The sequence below is a fragment of the Sphingopyxis panaciterrae genome, from assembly GCF_011762125.1.
Lineage (GTDB): Bacteria > Pseudomonadota > Alphaproteobacteria > Sphingomonadales > Sphingomonadaceae > Sphingopyxis > Sphingopyxis panaciterrae.
Genome location: NZ_JAASQN010000003.1, coordinates 205,528 through 219,690, shown reverse-complemented (window position 1 = coordinate 219,690; position 14,163 = coordinate 205,528). Strand labels below are relative to the sequence as shown.

The window sequence follows — 14,163 nt, the reverse complement described above, 5'->3', positions numbered from 1 at the left end:
CGCAGGCGAGGGGCTGTTTCAACTCACTTCGCGAAGGTCGCCTGCGCCGACAGCGGTTCGCTGGCCGATGCGGCTTTCTTCTCCGCCGTGGCCGCGATCCGGCCGGGCTTGGTTGCCGCCTTCTCGCCGGGCCGCGCGAACTGATAACCGGTGATCACGACGCGGTCGGTCGCGGCGAGCCCGGCGCGGATGACGCGCAGGCCGTCGACTTCGGGGCCAAGCTCGACCGGCTTGGCGGCAACCATGCCGTCCTTGCCGACGACATAGACGATCTTGCGCGCCTGATCGGTCTGCACCGCGGCGGCGGGGACGAGCAGCGCCTGCACCGTCGCGCCGGTCGACAGCCGCATGTTGCCGAACAGGCCGGGGGTCAGGAACATGTCGGGGTTGGCGAAGCGGGCGCGGGCGCGGATCGTCCCCGAGCGCGGGTCGAGCCCGTTATCGGTGAAATCGAGCTGGCCTTTCCAGCGATAATCGCCTTCGTCCTGCAACCGCACCTCGACCGTCGAGCCCTTTTCGGCGGCCGCGCGCTTGGCCTTCAGGAACAGGGCTTCGGAGCCCTGGAAGCTGAAATAGATCGGATCGAGCGCGTTGATCGTGGTCAGCAGGGTCCCGCCGGCGTCGCCCGCCGAGACGAGGTTGCCCGCGTCGATCTGCCGGTCCGAAATACGGCCGCTGAGCGGTGCGCGGACGGTGGTGAATTCGACGTCGAGCGCGCGCGCAGCGATGCGGGCATCGGCGCCGGCGAGCGCGGCGTTGGCGGCGCGGACGCGCGCCCGCAGCCGATCGATCTCGCTCTGCGACACCGCCTCGATATCGACGAGCCGGCCGGCGCGTTCGAGTTCGAGCTGCGCGAGCGCAAGGTCGCTGCGCGCGCTTGCCGCCGACGCCCGCGCTTCGGCGAGCGCAGCGCGATAGGGGCGCGGATCGATGGTGAACAGCGCCTGGCCCTGGCGAACGATCTGGCCGTCGGTGAAGTGGATCGCGGTGATCGCGCCCGAGACGCGCGGGCGCACCTCGACCGATTTGCTCGCCTCGAAGCGGCCGATATAATCGTCCCATTCGGTGATCTGGCGCGACAGCGGCGCGGCGACGGTCAGCACCGGCGCAGGCGCCGCCGCGGCTTGCGGGGTCCGGTCGCCGAGCAGCCACCAGGCGCCCGCGATCAGGACAAGCAGCGCGCCGATCCACGCGGCGCGGCGCCCGCGTCCGGGGTGGAGCAATTCTTTCAGGTCGCGGCGGACCTTGGCATCGGCGGGATCGAATTTTTCGATCGGGGTGTGAACGGTCATCGCTGGGCCTCTTCTTTTTTGTTCGGTCGATCGGGCACACGCACCCGATCCCGGAAGCACATCTTCCGGGCCGGATCGGGTCATCCCTTGTCGAGAAGCGGCAAAGCGCCGCCCTCCCTGGACAGCCGCTTCATCGCGGCTGCCGGTTGTTGATTTTCTGTCGGATCTGAAACCGCCCCCGGTGGGGTAGGCGGAGCTATTCTTCCCGGCCGCCGCACGGACGGGGTGCGGCGGCCGGTCGGGGAGAGACTGTTTCCTTTCGAACGCGACCTTGCTTGTCCGGATGAGCGCTACAGAAACGCCCCCCGATGCCGGTCATCTATTCCTATTTTTATGTACTGATTGGTATATAATCAATGTTGCGCTGCGTCAAGACCATATTGTACCGGGCAGTAAAATATTTCTATCAGCGCCCCGGCCACAGCTTCAGGCTGGTTTCGACCAGCCGTTCAAGTTCGGCGCGCGTCGCACCTGCGCCGGCCTGTACGGCCATCCCCTGGTTCACCGCGGTCAGGAAGGACGCGAGCCCCTGGGGATCGGTGCCCTCGGGAAAATCGCCCTCTTCCGCCGCACGCGCGAAGCGTTCGAGCATCGCGCGTTTCGCCGCCGCACCGCGCGCAACGACGGCTTCGCGAATGCATTCGGCCTCGGCGCCGCAGGCGACCGAACTGATCACGCCCAGGCACCCGTTCGGATTCTCGGGACAAGCATACATGTCGAGCGCGCCGTACATCAGCCGTTCGGCGACGCCGCGCGCGGTCGGCGCGTCGAGCGCCGCGTGCATATAATCGGCCTTTTCGCGCTCATAGAGGTCGAGCGCCTTGTTGAAGAGCGCCTCCTTGTTGCCGAAAGCGGCGTAGAGGCTGGGCTTGGTGATCCCCATCGCGTCGGTGAGGTCGGCCATCGACGCGCCCTCATACCCCTTGCTCCAGAACACGCGAAGCGCCGCCGCGAGCGCGGCATCGACGCAGAATTCACGCGGGCGCCCTTTGACGGCGGGGAGGGAATCGAGTTCCATAACGGACGGTATATATGTAGCCTGGGACACTTTGTCCAGTGGTGCGCTTCTTCGATCCGCGCCGTCGCTGCGCGATAGGGAGGATCAGGCCAGCCGCGTGTCGATGGGCAGGCCGTTCTTCAGCGTCAGCGTCACCGGCGTGCGCTCGGCAATGTCGGCCATCCGGGCCATCTGCTCGTCGTCGAGGCCGGCGATCGTCAGCACCCGGTCGATCCGCCGTTCGTCCTTGCCGTGCAGGCGCAGGGCGACCTCGACCGATTCCATCGGCCAGCCCTTGCGGTCGGCATACATGCGCAGCGTGATCGCAGTGCAGGCGCCAAGACTGGCGAGCAGCAGGTCATAGGGCGCGGGCCCCGCTCCCCGCCCGCCGAGCGCAGCGGGTTCATCGGCGGTGATGGCGTGACCGCCAACGCTGATTTCGGTGCGATAATGGTCGTTGCCGATCCGCGCGGTGCCCTGGGCCATGTCCGTCTCCTTTCCGGGTAGGTGTTACGCCGTGGTTTCGAGCCGCCGCATCTCGGTCGGAGCCATACCAAAGCGCCGCGCGAAGGCGCGCGTGAAGCTGGCATTGCTCATATAGCCGCAGCGATAACCGATACTCGAAATCGGCAGGTCGCTTTGCGCCAGCAGCCGCTTGGCATGCTCCAGCCGGCGTTCGCTGACCGCCTCGGGCACGGTGCATTGGTAGAGTTCGCGAAAACCATAGGTCAGCTTGGCCTTGCTGAGGCCGCACCGGCGCGCGACGTTGCCGACGGTCAGCTTTTCCTGCCAGCGCTCGTTCACCATCTGATGCGCCGCCGCGATGCGCGTGATGTCCTGCTCGCTGAGCGTCGTGACGCCGCCAACTTCGACCATATCGTTCGCCTGGAGCGCGGCGAAGAGCTGACACAGCAGTTCCATGCTCCTTGCGACGCGCAGCATCTCGGGAACTGCGCCGCCGCCCTCGACCGCAACGACGGCGCGCCCCAGTCCGCGCAGATTGGCGGGCAGGTACCAGCGGCCGCCATCCTTGGGCAGCAGGCCGAACAGGCGCTGGCATTCGCTTTCGCTGATCGCGAAGACGATCAGATGGTCCTTGGCGCCCTCTCCCAGATCGGCGGGGGCGAGCATCATGACCGCCGGTTCGCCGATATCCCCGAAACCCATGATCACGGCCTCGGGCGGCAGCTTGCCCGGGTCGCAGGGGCCCCGCCCGACGAAACTCGTGAAGGCGGGGGAGATGACGACGGAAAGCTTGCTGTTCATGGCGATGGTTCACAGGTCCCGGCTGTCGCGCCGCCGGAAAAGAATGCGACTCTGCATGAATGCCGGAATCTCGCGATCAGATCAATCGACGGCAACGACCCGCTAGCTTTTGGTCCGAATTCACCATGGCGGTCGGCGGGAGAGAAGCGGGAGAAGTGCTTATCCAGCCGCTTTGCGCGCATCAAAGGACGGTGCGGCGCCGCGGCCTGGAATAAACCACCGCGTCGGCCTGCTTTTCCGGCCGGATATAGATTGAGGTGATCCGGCTGTCGGCCGCCTTCAGTTCCGCTTCCATGATTTCGATGAGGCTTTCGGCATCGCCCATCAAAAGATCGTCGTCGAAATCGGCGCTGACGGCGACGAACACCGCCTCGGGTGCGGTGTGGATCGTCCGGACATGGTTGACGGCGGTGATTTGGGGGCGCTGTTCCAGCAGGTCCCAGATTGCGCAAACCAGCTCGGGGTCGGCGCTTTCGCCGATGAGCAAGCCCTTCGCCTCGCGCGCGAGCAGCACCGCGACCGCGGCCAATATGCCCCCGATCGCCAGCGACGCATAACCGTCGAAGCGCGGATCGCCGGTCCAATGGCTCACCCAGATACCGGTGCCGGCGATGGCCAGACCAAGCAGCGCGGCACTATCTTCGAACAGGACGATGAAACCCGCGGGATCCTTCGAACGCTTGACCGCCGTCCACCAGCCGAGCCCGCCGCGCGCGCCGTTGAATTCGCGCACCGCGATTCCCCACGATGTGCCCTCGAGCAGCGCCGCGATGCCGAGCACGACATAGTTTATCGTCGGATCGCGCAGCGGTTCGGGATCGGCGAGATGGCGCCATCCCTCGTAAAGCGAGACGCCCGCGCCGACCGCGAAGATCAGGATCGCGACGACGAACGCCCAGAAATAGAGCTCACGGCCATATCCAAAGGGGTGGAAGCGATCGGCCGGCCGCCGCGCGCGCGCCTGCCCATAGAGCAGCAGCAACTGGTTGCCGCTATCGACGAGCGAATGCACGCCTTCGGTGAGCATCGACGACGAGCCGCTGACCGCCGCCGCGAAGAATTTGGCGATCGCGATGCCAAGGTTCGCGAACAGCGCGCCGTACAGCACGATGTTCGCCTTGACGTGGCGAAGGACGGAGGCTTGCGGCATGGCACTTCCGTTGGTCGAACATGGCTTCATGGAGAGAAGCGCCGACGGGAGCGGGAGTTCCCTTTCGCGGGCAGCATATAAAGCCGACAGCAGCGTTCGCCGTCGGCATCTCAAGGATTCGGGAAAGCTGGAGGCCCGAGCCGGGCTCCCATAATTACGTTTTCCTGCGCGTCTTCAGCGTCTAACCGCCTCAGCTTCACCCACGCTTTCCTGCGGCGTCCCACATTCAATGTCTAACCCCACTTGCAATTTTGTTCTCCTTGCGTTCTCATATGCGCATGGAACGACTCGACCCCCAGATTATCGAAAATGCGATTCTCGACGCGCCCGGCTGGGCACGCGTCGGCCTGACTTCGCCCGCCGAACATCAGCGCCGCCAGTCGCTGCGCGAGCTGGCGCAATCGATCGCCGACCATCTTGAAGGAAAGGGCCAGCCCGCCGATCCGGCGCAGCTGGCTTTGTCTCTGTGACGTGTCCGTCAACACCAGGGACGGCCTGCGCCGCGCGACGCATATATTCGAGGCCGCGGCATGGCATTATGCCGTCAAGCCGGTCTGTCGCTGCGGCCATAGCGCGACCTTCAGCCCGCACGGGCTGTGGTGGCATTTCGAAAAGCGGGGGTGGAACGATCATCTGCGCGATGCGCGGCGACGCTTTTGGTGCCGCGCCTGCGCCGGGCGGATCGGGCGCCGCGTCACGCCGGTGCGCATCGTGCTGGTCGCGGAAAGCACCGCCGATATTCGGCTACCGGAACCCGAAGAGAGGGTGTGGAAAAACGCGCTTCGTCGCTTCCGATCATAGGAGTGAACGTCATGAACGACGCCATTGACCTCGATCCCTCGCTGGATGGCCCGGGCCGCCGGCATATGGTGATGCACGCCGCGATCGATGAACCGATTTCGATGTATTGGGGCCTGCCGTCGAACGATCCCGGCATCAAAAAAATCGCGTTGCTGCAATCCGAACGCGCGCGCATCGATCGGCCGTGCCTGATCATCGCCACCGAATTCGGCATGCAGCGCGAGGGCGGTGGCGCACATTACCGCGCCCGACTGATCACCGACGAACCTTTCTTTTGCATTGCCGGCGTCTGGCGCCCCCGCGGCGGCCATCGCGACTGGCCCGACAGCTTCGCCGCGCTGACGGTGCCCGCCTATCCCGATCTCGCGCCCTATAAGGATCGCCATGTCGCGGTCGTCCACCCCGACGACTGGGACGACTGGATGGACCAGACCCGCGACCCGCTGGACATCTTGCGCCCCTTCCCCAAGAATAGCTTCATCGTGAAGGGCCCGCCGGTGCAATCCAGCCTGGCGCTATAGCCCGAACCGGGAGCCGCCGATGTGCAACCTGATCCGCAGCGACGTCGCGGTCGACGTGGTCGCCGCCCATTTCAAGGCAAGGCGGAAAAAGCCGACTAACGCCGGGCCGGGCGAGGTGTGGAAGGGCGGCATGGGTTTCGTCGTGCGCGACGACGCCGGCGAGCGGGTGTTGGAGGCGATGCACTGGGGCTTTCCCTTTCGCCCCGCCGGCATGAAGCCGACCAGCAAGCCGCTGGCGGTCAACAACGCCCGCGACGACAAGCTGCTGGCGCCAAAGGGGCTATGGCGGCCATGGTTTCTGGATCCGGCGCACCGCTGTCTGATTCCGATCACCGCCTTTTGCGAAGCCGTGGGAGAAAAGAGGCATATGACGCGCGCATGGATCAGCATCGCCGATCAACCGATCGCGGCTTGCGCCGGAATATGGCGCCCGACCGACGAATTCGGCAATTGCCATTCGATGGTGATGGTCGACGCGACCGACGAACGCATGCTCGCCATTCATGATCGCATGCCCGTCATCCTGCACCCCGACGATTACGATGCCTGGCTGTCCGCGCCCGCCGACGAAGCGATGGAGCTGGCGACCCAATATCCCGCCGACCGCCTGCTGGTCGATCGTACCGCCGAACCATGGACCGCCCCGCGACCGCCGAAGCCAAGCGTCCAACCGGGCCTTATTTAGCGGGCGCTACCCGCGCCTCCGCATCATGCTTGCGGATCGCATCGACCTTTGCCGCGCACTTCTGAAACGCCTCGACATATCGATTGCGGCTGACCACGATGTCGCCGGTCGTCACCAGCTGCACGTCCTGGACGACGCACGGCGCCAGCATCTCGGCGGGCAATCCGGCATAGACCGGCACCCGCACCAGTTCACTTTTGTTCGAGCAGGCGGCGCAGATCGGCAGGAATAGGGCGAGACATATATTCTTTGACCTCGGCATTCGACGCCTCCAGCTTTCTGAGTTGATCCGACATTTCGACTGATTGCGTCTCGATCAGCGTCAACTTCTCCTGCAACAGCCGGGCATTCCGATGCTCCAGCTCGCGCAGCGCCGCCATCGACGCGACGGACTTCGCCAGCCCGTCGACCTGCGCTTCCTTGTGCGCGATCACCGCATCCTTGGCGCGGATCGTCTGATTCTGCTGCCGGATATAGAAACCCGCGATCGTGCTCATGACGATCCCGCACACCGCGACGACGCCGATCGCGCCCAGCAGATGCGATCGGATGCCGGGCGTGATGAATTTGCTGAGCCAGGTCATGGCTGCTCTCCTTCGGTTGCCCTGTCTCCCCCGCTCCGCGCCGCCTTAACCCGCTTGTCGGTGTTGGCGCGCAGCTTCAGCCCCAGTTTTTCATAGACCAGCCGCTCGAGCAGCCGGATCGACGCATTCGCACCCAGCCAACCGAAGATGCCGACGATGAACCCCGACCACAAAGGGTCGATATCCATCGCGCGGCAAAGCAGCATGACGAGGAAGCCGACGAGCCCCGAAGAGAATGTCTCGGCCGCGGCACGCCACCACGACAGCGGATTGCCCTTGTCATGCTCGCGCATCACATGCCCCAGCAGCCCCGCGACCGACGCCAGCAACGTGTAGCCCGCCGCCGTGATCCAGTCGGATAGGGAGAAATTTTCCATGGGCGCGCCCCTGATTATCGTTGGTTTTCGTGGTTCACACCGCGACGCGCGTGCGCAGCCACCCATAGGTAAAGGCTTCGTTCGCGACCCGCATCCGCGACAGTTCGATATAGCGCGCCCCCTGCATCGCATTCAGTGCCCGCAGCATGACTTTGCTGGCCTCGCTGCCACGCGCGCGTAGATACGCCCTGAACGCCCCCAGCGTCGCCGGGCCGATGTCGCCATCTTCCTTGATGTCGGCGTACAGCTTGCCGCCATCGTTCAGCGCATTCAGCGCCTGCTGGAACCACAGCGCTGGCACCGACGGCCCCATGTTGACGCCCGTGTCGAACAATTCCTCGCCGACTGCACTGTCGATCTCGGCCACCGCGGCAAAGCCCGGGCGGATCGCATAGACCAGGCGATAAATCGCCACCGCCGTTTCGCGCGGCAGCGTCCGCATATCGCCCTGATAGCCGTTCGCGCGCGCCACCCGTTCGGTCATTCCCCAGCGGGTCGGGCCGCCCTTGTCGGCGGGGTGATTGCTGTAGCCGCCTTCCTTGCCGATCGTGGCGTCGATCATCGTTTCGATGCTCATATCGAATTTCCTTTTGCTGGGGATTGTTCGGTGTTGCCGTGGCTGTCCGGCATCACGCCAAGCCCGCCGGTGCTCGGCCAGCGCCGTGCACGAAAAGTGCGGGGCCACCCGCCCGACCGATGTTGTCATTGGCCGTCTGGTTCATATGGACGGTGTCGATGTACCAGCCTCGCGAAATGGCGTAGCGCGTCACGTCGGTCAGAAGGAAGACGCCTGACTCCTCATTGGCAAGTTCGACTTCAGCCTCCTGAATGTAGGCGACAGCGGCGGCATAAGAGGTGCCATTCGCGAACGGCGCGGTCAGCACGATCCCGGCAGGCACTTCACCCGCATTCAGCGCAGTGCGCGCTCGCCCGATCAGGTCTAGCTCGCCGGCCTTGAAGTCCGCTTTGGGTGTAGGCACCCCGGCATCATTGCTGCCGAGGCCGATCACGATCGAGCACCCCGATATCGCGATTTTAGCGGCCTTGATTGCAGCTATAGCCCCCGCGATGTCGGCGAGGGCTTGAGTCCAGTTGGGCTGTCCCGAGGCCCATTCGCTAATTTTGGATCCGCCCATCGCACTGTTGACGATGATGGCGCCGGTCGATCCGCCTGATGCCGACAGCATGGATTTGCCGATTGCGGGGCCATAGGAGCCGCGGCCGAGCAAGGCTGTCGAATCATTGCCGGTGGGGTCCGCAAGCTGGCCAAGCGAAGTGCTAGAGCGGATATATTTATACCCGCTTCCCGCTATGACGGGATCAGGCATGGTCGGCGCGCGCCCGGCAACATGACTTTCGCCCAAGAGCCAAACCAGATGAAAGGAGTCCGGCGCTGGCTGCGCTCCGGGAATGTCGAATGACAGATGATCGATAGTGATAACGCCGTCCGCGATATCGCCGGCCTTGGTCACAAGGGCGGGCTGAACCCAATCAATCGTCAGCCATGGCGCCGTGTCGATGCCGACAAGCGAGCTGTTGTCGCTCTTATGGAGGTGCAGGCGAACCAGCATGTCGTTGGCGACCGTGATGCTGGTGTTCCACGTCGAATCGCCGCCGATGTTTTCGCGCGCGGAATTGTAGATATATCGCGCAAACTCGAAGCCGTCCGTCGTGGTGATGACGCTGCCCTTGCCGAGATGCAGGAAGGTCGTCGATGCCCGTGTTGCGTTGGCAGCAGGGCTGTTATCACCCAGAAAGCCGCCAAGCAGAATGGGCAAATTGGTGACCGTTTTCGTTGCCGAAGCGAGGGCGCCGCGGGGGACGCTTTCCGGCCCCAATCCGGGATTGAGCGGGCGGGCAAGCTTCAGGTTCGGCACCATGCGTATGCCAGGATCATGGTTCAGCACATCGGCAGGGGTCACGTTGACGGCTGGATTTTTCCGAATGATCAGCCGCGCAAAACCGTCGTTCGGGATCAGCGTCACACCGCCCTTGGTGGCCTGCACCGTCGTCGCGGCTATGAAAGTGCCTGCAGCGTCAAAAATATACGCCGCCATCACCCAAAGACCCGTGGTCGATGTCGTGAACACATCGCCAGCCTTGACCGGGATCCGATCGACCGTGCGCAGATAGGTCGTGTTCGCCGTCTCAACGCCGCTGCCGTTGAAATAGCCCTGTTCGAACACCGCTTTTACCGGCCAATACATCTGGCGTTGAGCGGCTGCATTACGGTCAGAACTGTAGGTGTCTTTGAGCGAGTCGGTCGCTTTAACATCGACGCCCGAGACGATCGAGGAAGCGGCCTCGGACCATTCTTTCGCGCTCTTCGTACCAGGTCCGTCGGGAGTGGTGCCCTGCGACCAATCGCGTGCCTTGTCCCGCGCGGCTTCGGCCAGCACCCTCTCTGCCTGCGCCAGGCCGACCTCGGCTGCGGCATTCTCCGCCGCCTTCTGCGCCAAAAGCGTGCTGTCGCCGAATTCGACGACAATCGGTGTACCGCCCAACGTGATCGGCGTGCTCATTTCGTGATACTCCCTGCCCGGTAAAATTCTCCCGCGAATTTGGTTTCCTCGATGCCGCCGACCATCTCGATGCTGATGTCGTAGTAAGACAGCGACGCCGCGCCTGGCTCGGCCGCCACTGGCAACGCCACGATGTCGGCCTTGGCGATCGACCCCGTAACCACCGTCGATCCGTCGACCAGTTCCGACGTGAAGCTGAATTCTGCCTGCGGGGCGCCGTCGGCGTCGGGCCGTGACCGCACCTGCCCGCGAAAAGTCGCGGTGGTCAGGTCGACGCCGCGAAAGACGATCAGCAACGGATAATCACGGTTGTTGAAGGCGGTCAGCGGGATATAAGCCGCCCCGCCCGCTCGCACCCGCGCCGGATAGTTATTTTGCGCCGCCACTCGGCCCTCCTTCGTTATGAATCGTCGACCGGGCGATACGGATTGTACCCACCGCCCGCCGGCGGCAGCGAACCGCCGCCCGAAGAGCCGCTGCCGCCAACGACATCGGTCGTGATGTAGAATCCGAAATGCCGGTCGGGGTGCGTGACGCTGTTCTGCGCCTCGAAATAATCCTCGGTCACCTGCCACGACACCGCGCCGCCCAGCCGGTCGCCGTCGTCATAATATCCGTAATAATTCGTTGCGGGATCGATGCCGGACGATATCACGACGCCGTCGACCGGGGTCAGCGCCTCGCGGTCGCTATAAGACCGGTCATGGTCGCTGATCGTGATGCTGCTGTCGGTCGCCGTCACCGTCAGCCCGACGGCGTAGCTGGTCCCGATCAAGTTCGAAACATAGCCAAACGGATCGCTGTTGTTCCCCAGCACCCCGTCGGACGTCCCCGGCGCCGGCGGGGTCGGCGCGTCGGAAACGCCGCCCGTTGCGCCCAGCACCGCCGCATGCTTCGACGGCGTCTCCCCGATCAGTTCCAGCGTCGAATATCCCGTCGCCGGGTCGATAGACCGGCTCTTGACCGTCCCGACGATCTCCACCGGCCACAACTCGCAATCCTCGGCGATCGTCAGGCTGTCGCCGACGCCATAGGCCTGCAGCCGCGGCCCGACCGTCACCGTGAAAGGCCCCGCTTCGCGCCGCTCGTATATCTCGTACAGCGTCAGCTCGGCCCCCTGGTCGACGTCGGTGACCAGCTCCAGCACATTCTCTTCGCTCTTTTCCTCTCCGTCGGCGGTGACGAACGCCGCGACCTTCACCGCATCGGCGGGCGTGTCCGACCACTGATGCGCCGGGCTGCGGAACTTCGGCCGCATCGTGTTGATCCGTGTCGCCCACCCCTGCATCGCCGTCGTGCCCAACGGCCCCGGCGCCAGATCGGCGGCGCGGATCGTGTCCAGCGCAACGCGCGGCGCCCGCCACGAAAACCCAATTACCGGCCCTGGGATGGGCTCGCCGCCGCCAGCCTGGCATATTTTCTTCAGATTGTTCCACCGGCTTTCGACCGGTTCGTAAATCGTCCCGTTGACCGTCCACCCGTTCGCGTCGCACACATTCGCCCACGCCGCGACCGCCCCGAAATCGACCGCGTCGCCCTGGTCGATCCCGAACACCAGCTTGCCATTGACCCAGCGGCCATAGGCATAGGTGCCGGCGTGCAGCGCCGGGTTGCGCGAATAGGCCCAGGTCGATTCGTCGGTGACGCGCTGCGGGCCCGACCCGCCTGGGAACGTGCTGTCCAGTCGCGGATCGTAAACCCGCACCCCACGCCCGACGATCCCGAACGGCGGCTGTCCGCCCGCGTAAACCTTGCCCTTCTTGTCGAACTTCATCGACCATCCGGTCGCGAACATCGACGACAGCTTGTATGCGCTGCCCCAGTTCGGGCATCCACCCCATTGCGGCGTCAATACCCCCGGCTCGGGCCGCTGCCCCAACTGGCTACCGACGAACAGGAACCCGGCATAATATCCGCTCGCCGCGCCGCCACTGATCGACACGGTGTTCCAATCGACCAGATAACTGTCGATCCCGTCGCACGGCCCGCAACAGCTATGGACGACGCCGGTAAAGCTGTACGGATTATCGACCTTGTCGACCCGCCCGCCATACCCCTCATCGACCACCTGCGCCCCGGCGGAAAAGGCCAGCCCCATCAGATAGGGCATCGGGTTGCTGCCACCGATCATCCGGTTATTGATCGCCCCCGTCACGCGCGGCTTTTTCACGGTCAACTGCGCACCGATACTGGCTGCAACCGACACAGCGCCCGCAATAGCCGCCACCAACTGCCCGCCCGGGACAAAGGCCGCGACCGAAGACACCACGCCCGCGACTACGCCGACGGCGCGAAAAACCTTGCTCACAGCCGCCACCCCGCTACCGCCGCCGCCTGCGCCTGCTTGATCACGTCTAGCTTGCCCGTACCTGCATCGTGCCAGGCCCAGATATTACCCGCGCCGTCGGCAATGCCGATTGCCCCCAGCACGTCCGCGCGGCCATCCTCGCCGGGCAACAGCAACAGATCGCCGACCAGTGCAAAGGCGGGCGCCTGCAGCCGCTCGAAATGCGCGTCCATCATCTCGGCGATCGACCGATACCCCATCGCTTTCAGAGCCCGCACCGCATCGGCCGCGCTCGCCACATCGGGCACGACGGGCAACTTGCGATGCCCCATGTTACGCGCATGCGCGCGCGCCAGATGGACGCAGCACCACTGAAACGGCCGCTCGCGCCAATCGCGCAGCGTCCGTTCGGTCCGCTCGACCCGCGCCGCCAGCGATTTCACATACCGCCCCGTCTGGCGGTCCCGTGCGCGGCGCTTCATCGCAGCCCCCGCATCAGGTCCGCTGCGTTGCGCGCCCCGCCGCCACCCGACCCCGACGTCACGCCGCGCGGCGCCCCCGCCGTGCCCCACGCCTTCTGAAACTGCGCGTCGGTACAATTGTCGAACCCGCGCTCGCCCGGATACACCGACTTGTGAAACGCCGCGCAGGCGTAATTGCCGCGGTTGATCACCGCCAGCCGCTCGGTCCGCCCCATCAGCGTCAGCGACAGCTTTCGCTCGATCGGATCCCACATCACCTGGTCGACCAGCGTGTCGCGCAGCATCTCCCCCGTCGCTACCCCCGTCGCCATGTCCAGTTCGCCGTGCCAGAACCGGACGCGGCAACCTTGCAGTGCCGGGTTCATGACAACCGACAGCGCCGTTTCCTGGGGTATGAACAGGGTGATGCCGCCATCTGGCAGTGCATCGCCCATCGCTTCGTCGATCGGGTCGGCCTCAGCCAAGGCGCCGAACACCTCATCTTTGGCGTGAAACAACTCCCCGTCCATTTTCGCGACACCGCCGTCGGCCAGCCGCACCGTTCGCCCCGGAAAGTCGAACTGCGCCAGCCCGACCAGCGCGATGAAGCGATCGCCCAGCGCCATCAGCCCATTTCCTCGATGTAAAATCCGCCATAGCCGCGCCGATCGCTGCCAATCCGCATCACCGCGGATTCTTGGGGCACAAATCCTTCGATCCGTGGCGCCCAGTCGATGACATCATTATCGCCGGGCACCACGCGCAGCGGCTCGACCAACGGCAACGTCGCGGTTCCGTCAGCGGCGAACGCACCAGGCTCGGCCATTTGATGCAAATACCGCTGCCCGCCGACGATCAGATTCACGAATTGACCAAGCGCCCACGGCGCCCCTGCGGTGCCGCCATCGACGGTCAGGAACATTCCCGTCTGCTCGGCGCCTGCGACGCGCACATCCCCGAATGACGCAATCGGTAGCCCCACTTGCCGGATTTTCCAGCGCGCACCCTCGCGAACTGCACTGGTCAGCCGCGCCCGCCACCTTAGGGCATCCGACAATGATAGCGACGGCAGCTGCACCTGGATGGCATAACGATTGCCGTTGCGATTGATCCGCTGCACCGCCCCGCCCAGCGGCGGGACGCGCGTCGAGCCAAAGTCGAGCGGATGCCATTCGGAATCCGCCGGACCCGGCGTGTCGGGAAGGTCGATCATCTCGTCT

The 14,163-nt window shown here is 64.8% G+C and carries 19 protein-coding genes; 4 read left to right on the top strand and 15 right to left on the bottom strand.

Features of this window, described 5'->3' with window-relative positions; all coding sequences use genetic code 11:
* Positions 1–23: 23 nt before the first annotated feature.
* From FHR22_RS13030 to FHR22_RS13010, 5 genes are all read right to left on the bottom strand, one after another.
* Positions 24–1,292, bottom strand: a complete 1,269-nt coding sequence (locus FHR22_RS13030; protein ID WP_166943369.1) for an efflux RND transporter periplasmic adaptor subunit — start codon at positions 1,290–1,292, stop codon at positions 24–26.
* A gap of 406 nt (positions 1,293–1,698) precedes the next feature.
* Entirely contained in the window at positions 1,699–2,310 is a 612-nt protein-coding gene (locus FHR22_RS13025; RefSeq protein WP_166943366.1) for a TetR/AcrR family transcriptional regulator, read from the bottom strand.
* 84 nt (positions 2,311–2,394) lie between these two features.
* Positions 2,395–2,775 carry an OsmC family protein gene (locus FHR22_RS13020; RefSeq protein WP_166943363.1) on the bottom strand — a complete coding sequence of 127 codons (381 nt, stop codon included), beginning with the start codon at positions 2,773–2,775 and terminating at the stop codon, positions 2,395–2,397.
* Positions 2,776–2,799: 24 nt separating this feature from the next.
* Positions 2,800–3,555, bottom strand: coding sequence for a helix-turn-helix domain-containing protein (locus FHR22_RS13015; protein WP_166943360.1), 756 nt, complete (start codon positions 3,553–3,555; stop codon positions 2,800–2,802).
* Positions 3,556–3,736: 181 nt separating this feature from the next.
* Entirely contained in the window at positions 3,737–4,705 is a 969-nt protein-coding gene (locus FHR22_RS13010; protein WP_166943357.1) for a cation diffusion facilitator family transporter, read from the bottom strand.
* A gap of 272 nt (positions 4,706–4,977) precedes the next feature.
* Here FHR22_RS13010 and FHR22_RS13005 point away from each other — a divergent pair, with 272 nt between their 5' ends.
* From FHR22_RS13005 to FHR22_RS12990, 4 genes are read left to right on the top strand one after another with little or no spacing between them, the layout of a single operon-like run.
* A complete protein-coding gene (locus FHR22_RS13005; protein ID WP_243853717.1) occupies positions 4,978–5,175 on the top strand; it encodes a DUF6771 family protein in 198 nt (65 codons plus the stop codon).
* Position 5,176: 1 nt separating this feature from the next.
* Complete coding sequence (locus tag FHR22_RS13000) at positions 5,177–5,506, top strand: hypothetical protein (RefSeq protein WP_166943354.1); 330 nt, start codon at positions 5,177–5,179, stop codon at positions 5,504–5,506.
* An 11-nt stretch (positions 5,507–5,517) separates the two neighbouring features.
* Complete coding sequence (locus tag FHR22_RS12995) at positions 5,518–6,027, top strand: SOS response-associated peptidase family protein (protein ID WP_166943351.1); 510 nt, start codon at positions 5,518–5,520, stop codon at positions 6,025–6,027.
* A gap of 19 nt (positions 6,028–6,046) precedes the next feature.
* Positions 6,047–6,712 carry an SOS response-associated peptidase gene (locus FHR22_RS12990; protein WP_166943348.1) on the top strand — a complete coding sequence of 222 codons (666 nt, stop codon included), beginning with the start codon at positions 6,047–6,049 and terminating at the stop codon, positions 6,710–6,712.
* Here the strand turns inward: FHR22_RS12990 and lysC are convergent.
* Genes lysC through FHR22_RS12940 form a run of 10 tightly spaced genes read right to left on the bottom strand, consistent with a single transcriptional unit; the run spans position 6,705 to position 14,156 of the window.
* Positions 6,705–6,899 carry an Rz1-like lysis system protein LysC gene (lysC, locus tag FHR22_RS12985; RefSeq protein WP_166943345.1) on the bottom strand — a complete coding sequence of 65 codons (195 nt, stop codon included), beginning with the start codon at positions 6,897–6,899 and terminating at the stop codon, positions 6,705–6,707. The two genes, FHR22_RS12990 and lysC, sit on opposite strands and share 8 nt — an antisense overlap.
* Positions 6,900–6,903: 4 nt before the next feature.
* A complete protein-coding gene (locus FHR22_RS12980) occupies positions 6,904–7,296 on the bottom strand; it encodes a hypothetical protein (RefSeq protein WP_166943342.1) in 393 nt (130 codons plus the stop codon).
* Entirely contained in the window at positions 7,293–7,673 is a 381-nt protein-coding gene (locus FHR22_RS12975) for a phage holin family protein (RefSeq protein WP_166943339.1), read from the bottom strand. Before FHR22_RS12975 ends, FHR22_RS12980 begins: the two co-directional genes overlap by 4 nt.
* A 34-nt stretch (positions 7,674–7,707) precedes the next feature.
* Positions 7,708–8,250 (bottom strand): glycoside hydrolase family 108 protein, encoded by a 543-nt coding sequence (locus FHR22_RS12970; protein ID WP_166943336.1) that lies wholly within the window; start codon positions 8,248–8,250, stop codon positions 7,708–7,710.
* A 52-nt stretch (positions 8,251–8,302) separates the two neighbouring features.
* Positions 8,303–10,195 carry a hypothetical protein gene (locus FHR22_RS12965; RefSeq protein WP_166943333.1) on the bottom strand — a complete coding sequence of 631 codons (1,893 nt, stop codon included), beginning with the start codon at positions 10,193–10,195 and terminating at the stop codon, positions 8,303–8,305.
* A complete protein-coding gene (locus tag FHR22_RS12960) occupies positions 10,192–10,581 on the bottom strand; it encodes a hypothetical protein (protein ID WP_166943330.1) in 390 nt (129 codons plus the stop codon). Before FHR22_RS12960 ends, FHR22_RS12965 begins: the two co-directional genes overlap by 4 nt.
* Positions 10,582–10,595: 14 nt before the next feature.
* The gene (locus FHR22_RS12955; RefSeq protein ID WP_166943327.1) at positions 10,596–12,503 is read right to left on the bottom strand and encodes a phage tail protein; all 1,908 of its coding nucleotides are present in this window, start codon (positions 12,501–12,503) and stop codon (positions 10,596–10,598) included.
* Positions 12,500–12,964: a DUF6950 family protein gene (locus FHR22_RS12950; protein WP_166943324.1), complete on the bottom strand. Its 465-nt coding sequence runs from the start codon at positions 12,962–12,964 to the stop codon at positions 12,500–12,502. The genes FHR22_RS12955 and FHR22_RS12950 overlap by 4 nt, the downstream gene beginning before the upstream one ends.
* Positions 12,961–13,569, bottom strand: coding sequence for a hypothetical protein (locus FHR22_RS12945; RefSeq protein ID WP_166943321.1), 609 nt, complete (start codon positions 13,567–13,569; stop codon positions 12,961–12,963). The genes FHR22_RS12950 and FHR22_RS12945 overlap by 4 nt, the downstream gene beginning before the upstream one ends.
* Complete coding sequence (locus tag FHR22_RS12940; protein ID WP_166943318.1) at positions 13,569–14,156, bottom strand: hypothetical protein; 588 nt, start codon at positions 14,154–14,156, stop codon at positions 13,569–13,571. The genes FHR22_RS12945 and FHR22_RS12940 overlap by 1 nt, the downstream gene beginning before the upstream one ends.
* Positions 14,157–14,163 lie beyond the last annotated feature (7 nt).

Coding starts and splice junctions, on each gene's coding strand:
- FHR22_RS13030 (WP_166943369.1), bottom strand. CDS start 1,292: ATGACCGTTCACACCCCGATCGAAAAATTCGATCCCGCCGATGCCAAG.
- FHR22_RS13025 (WP_166943366.1), bottom strand. CDS start 2,310: ATGGAACTCGATTCCCTCCCCGCCGTCAAAGGGCGCCCGCGTGAATTC.
- FHR22_RS13020 (WP_166943363.1), bottom strand. CDS start 2,775: ATGGCCCAGGGCACCGCGCGGATCGGCAACGACCATTATCGCACCGAA.
- FHR22_RS13015 (WP_166943360.1), bottom strand. CDS start 3,555: ATGAACAGCAAGCTTTCCGTCGTCATCTCCCCCGCCTTCACGAGTTTC.
- FHR22_RS13010 (WP_166943357.1), bottom strand. CDS start 4,705: ATGCCGCAAGCCTCCGTCCTTCGCCACGTCAAGGCGAACATCGTGCTG.
- FHR22_RS13005 (WP_243853717.1), top strand. CDS start 4,978: ATGCGCATGGAACGACTCGACCCCCAGATTATCGAAAATGCGATTCTC.
- FHR22_RS12995 (WP_166943351.1), top strand. CDS start 5,518: ATGAACGACGCCATTGACCTCGATCCCTCGCTGGATGGCCCGGGCCGC.
- FHR22_RS12990 (WP_166943348.1), top strand. CDS start 6,047: ATGTGCAACCTGATCCGCAGCGACGTCGCGGTCGACGTGGTCGCCGCC.
- FHR22_RS12980 (WP_166943342.1), bottom strand. CDS start 7,296: ATGACCTGGCTCAGCAAATTCATCACGCCCGGCATCCGATCGCATCTG.
- FHR22_RS12975 (WP_166943339.1), bottom strand. CDS start 7,673: ATGGAAAATTTCTCCCTATCCGACTGGATCACGGCGGCGGGCTACACG.
- FHR22_RS12970 (WP_166943336.1), bottom strand. CDS start 8,250: ATGAGCATCGAAACGATGATCGACGCCACGATCGGCAAGGAAGGCGGC.
- FHR22_RS12965 (WP_166943333.1), bottom strand. CDS start 10,195: ATGAGCACGCCGATCACGTTGGGCGGTACACCGATTGTCGTCGAATTC.
- FHR22_RS12950 (WP_166943324.1), bottom strand. CDS start 12,964: ATGAAGCGCCGCGCACGGGACCGCCAGACGGGGCGGTATGTGAAATCG.
- FHR22_RS12945 (WP_166943321.1), bottom strand. CDS start 13,569: ATGGCGCTGGGCGATCGCTTCATCGCGCTGGTCGGGCTGGCGCAGTTC.
- FHR22_RS12940 (WP_166943318.1), bottom strand. CDS start 14,156: ATGATCGACCTTCCCGACACGCCGGGTCCGGCGGATTCCGAATGGCAT.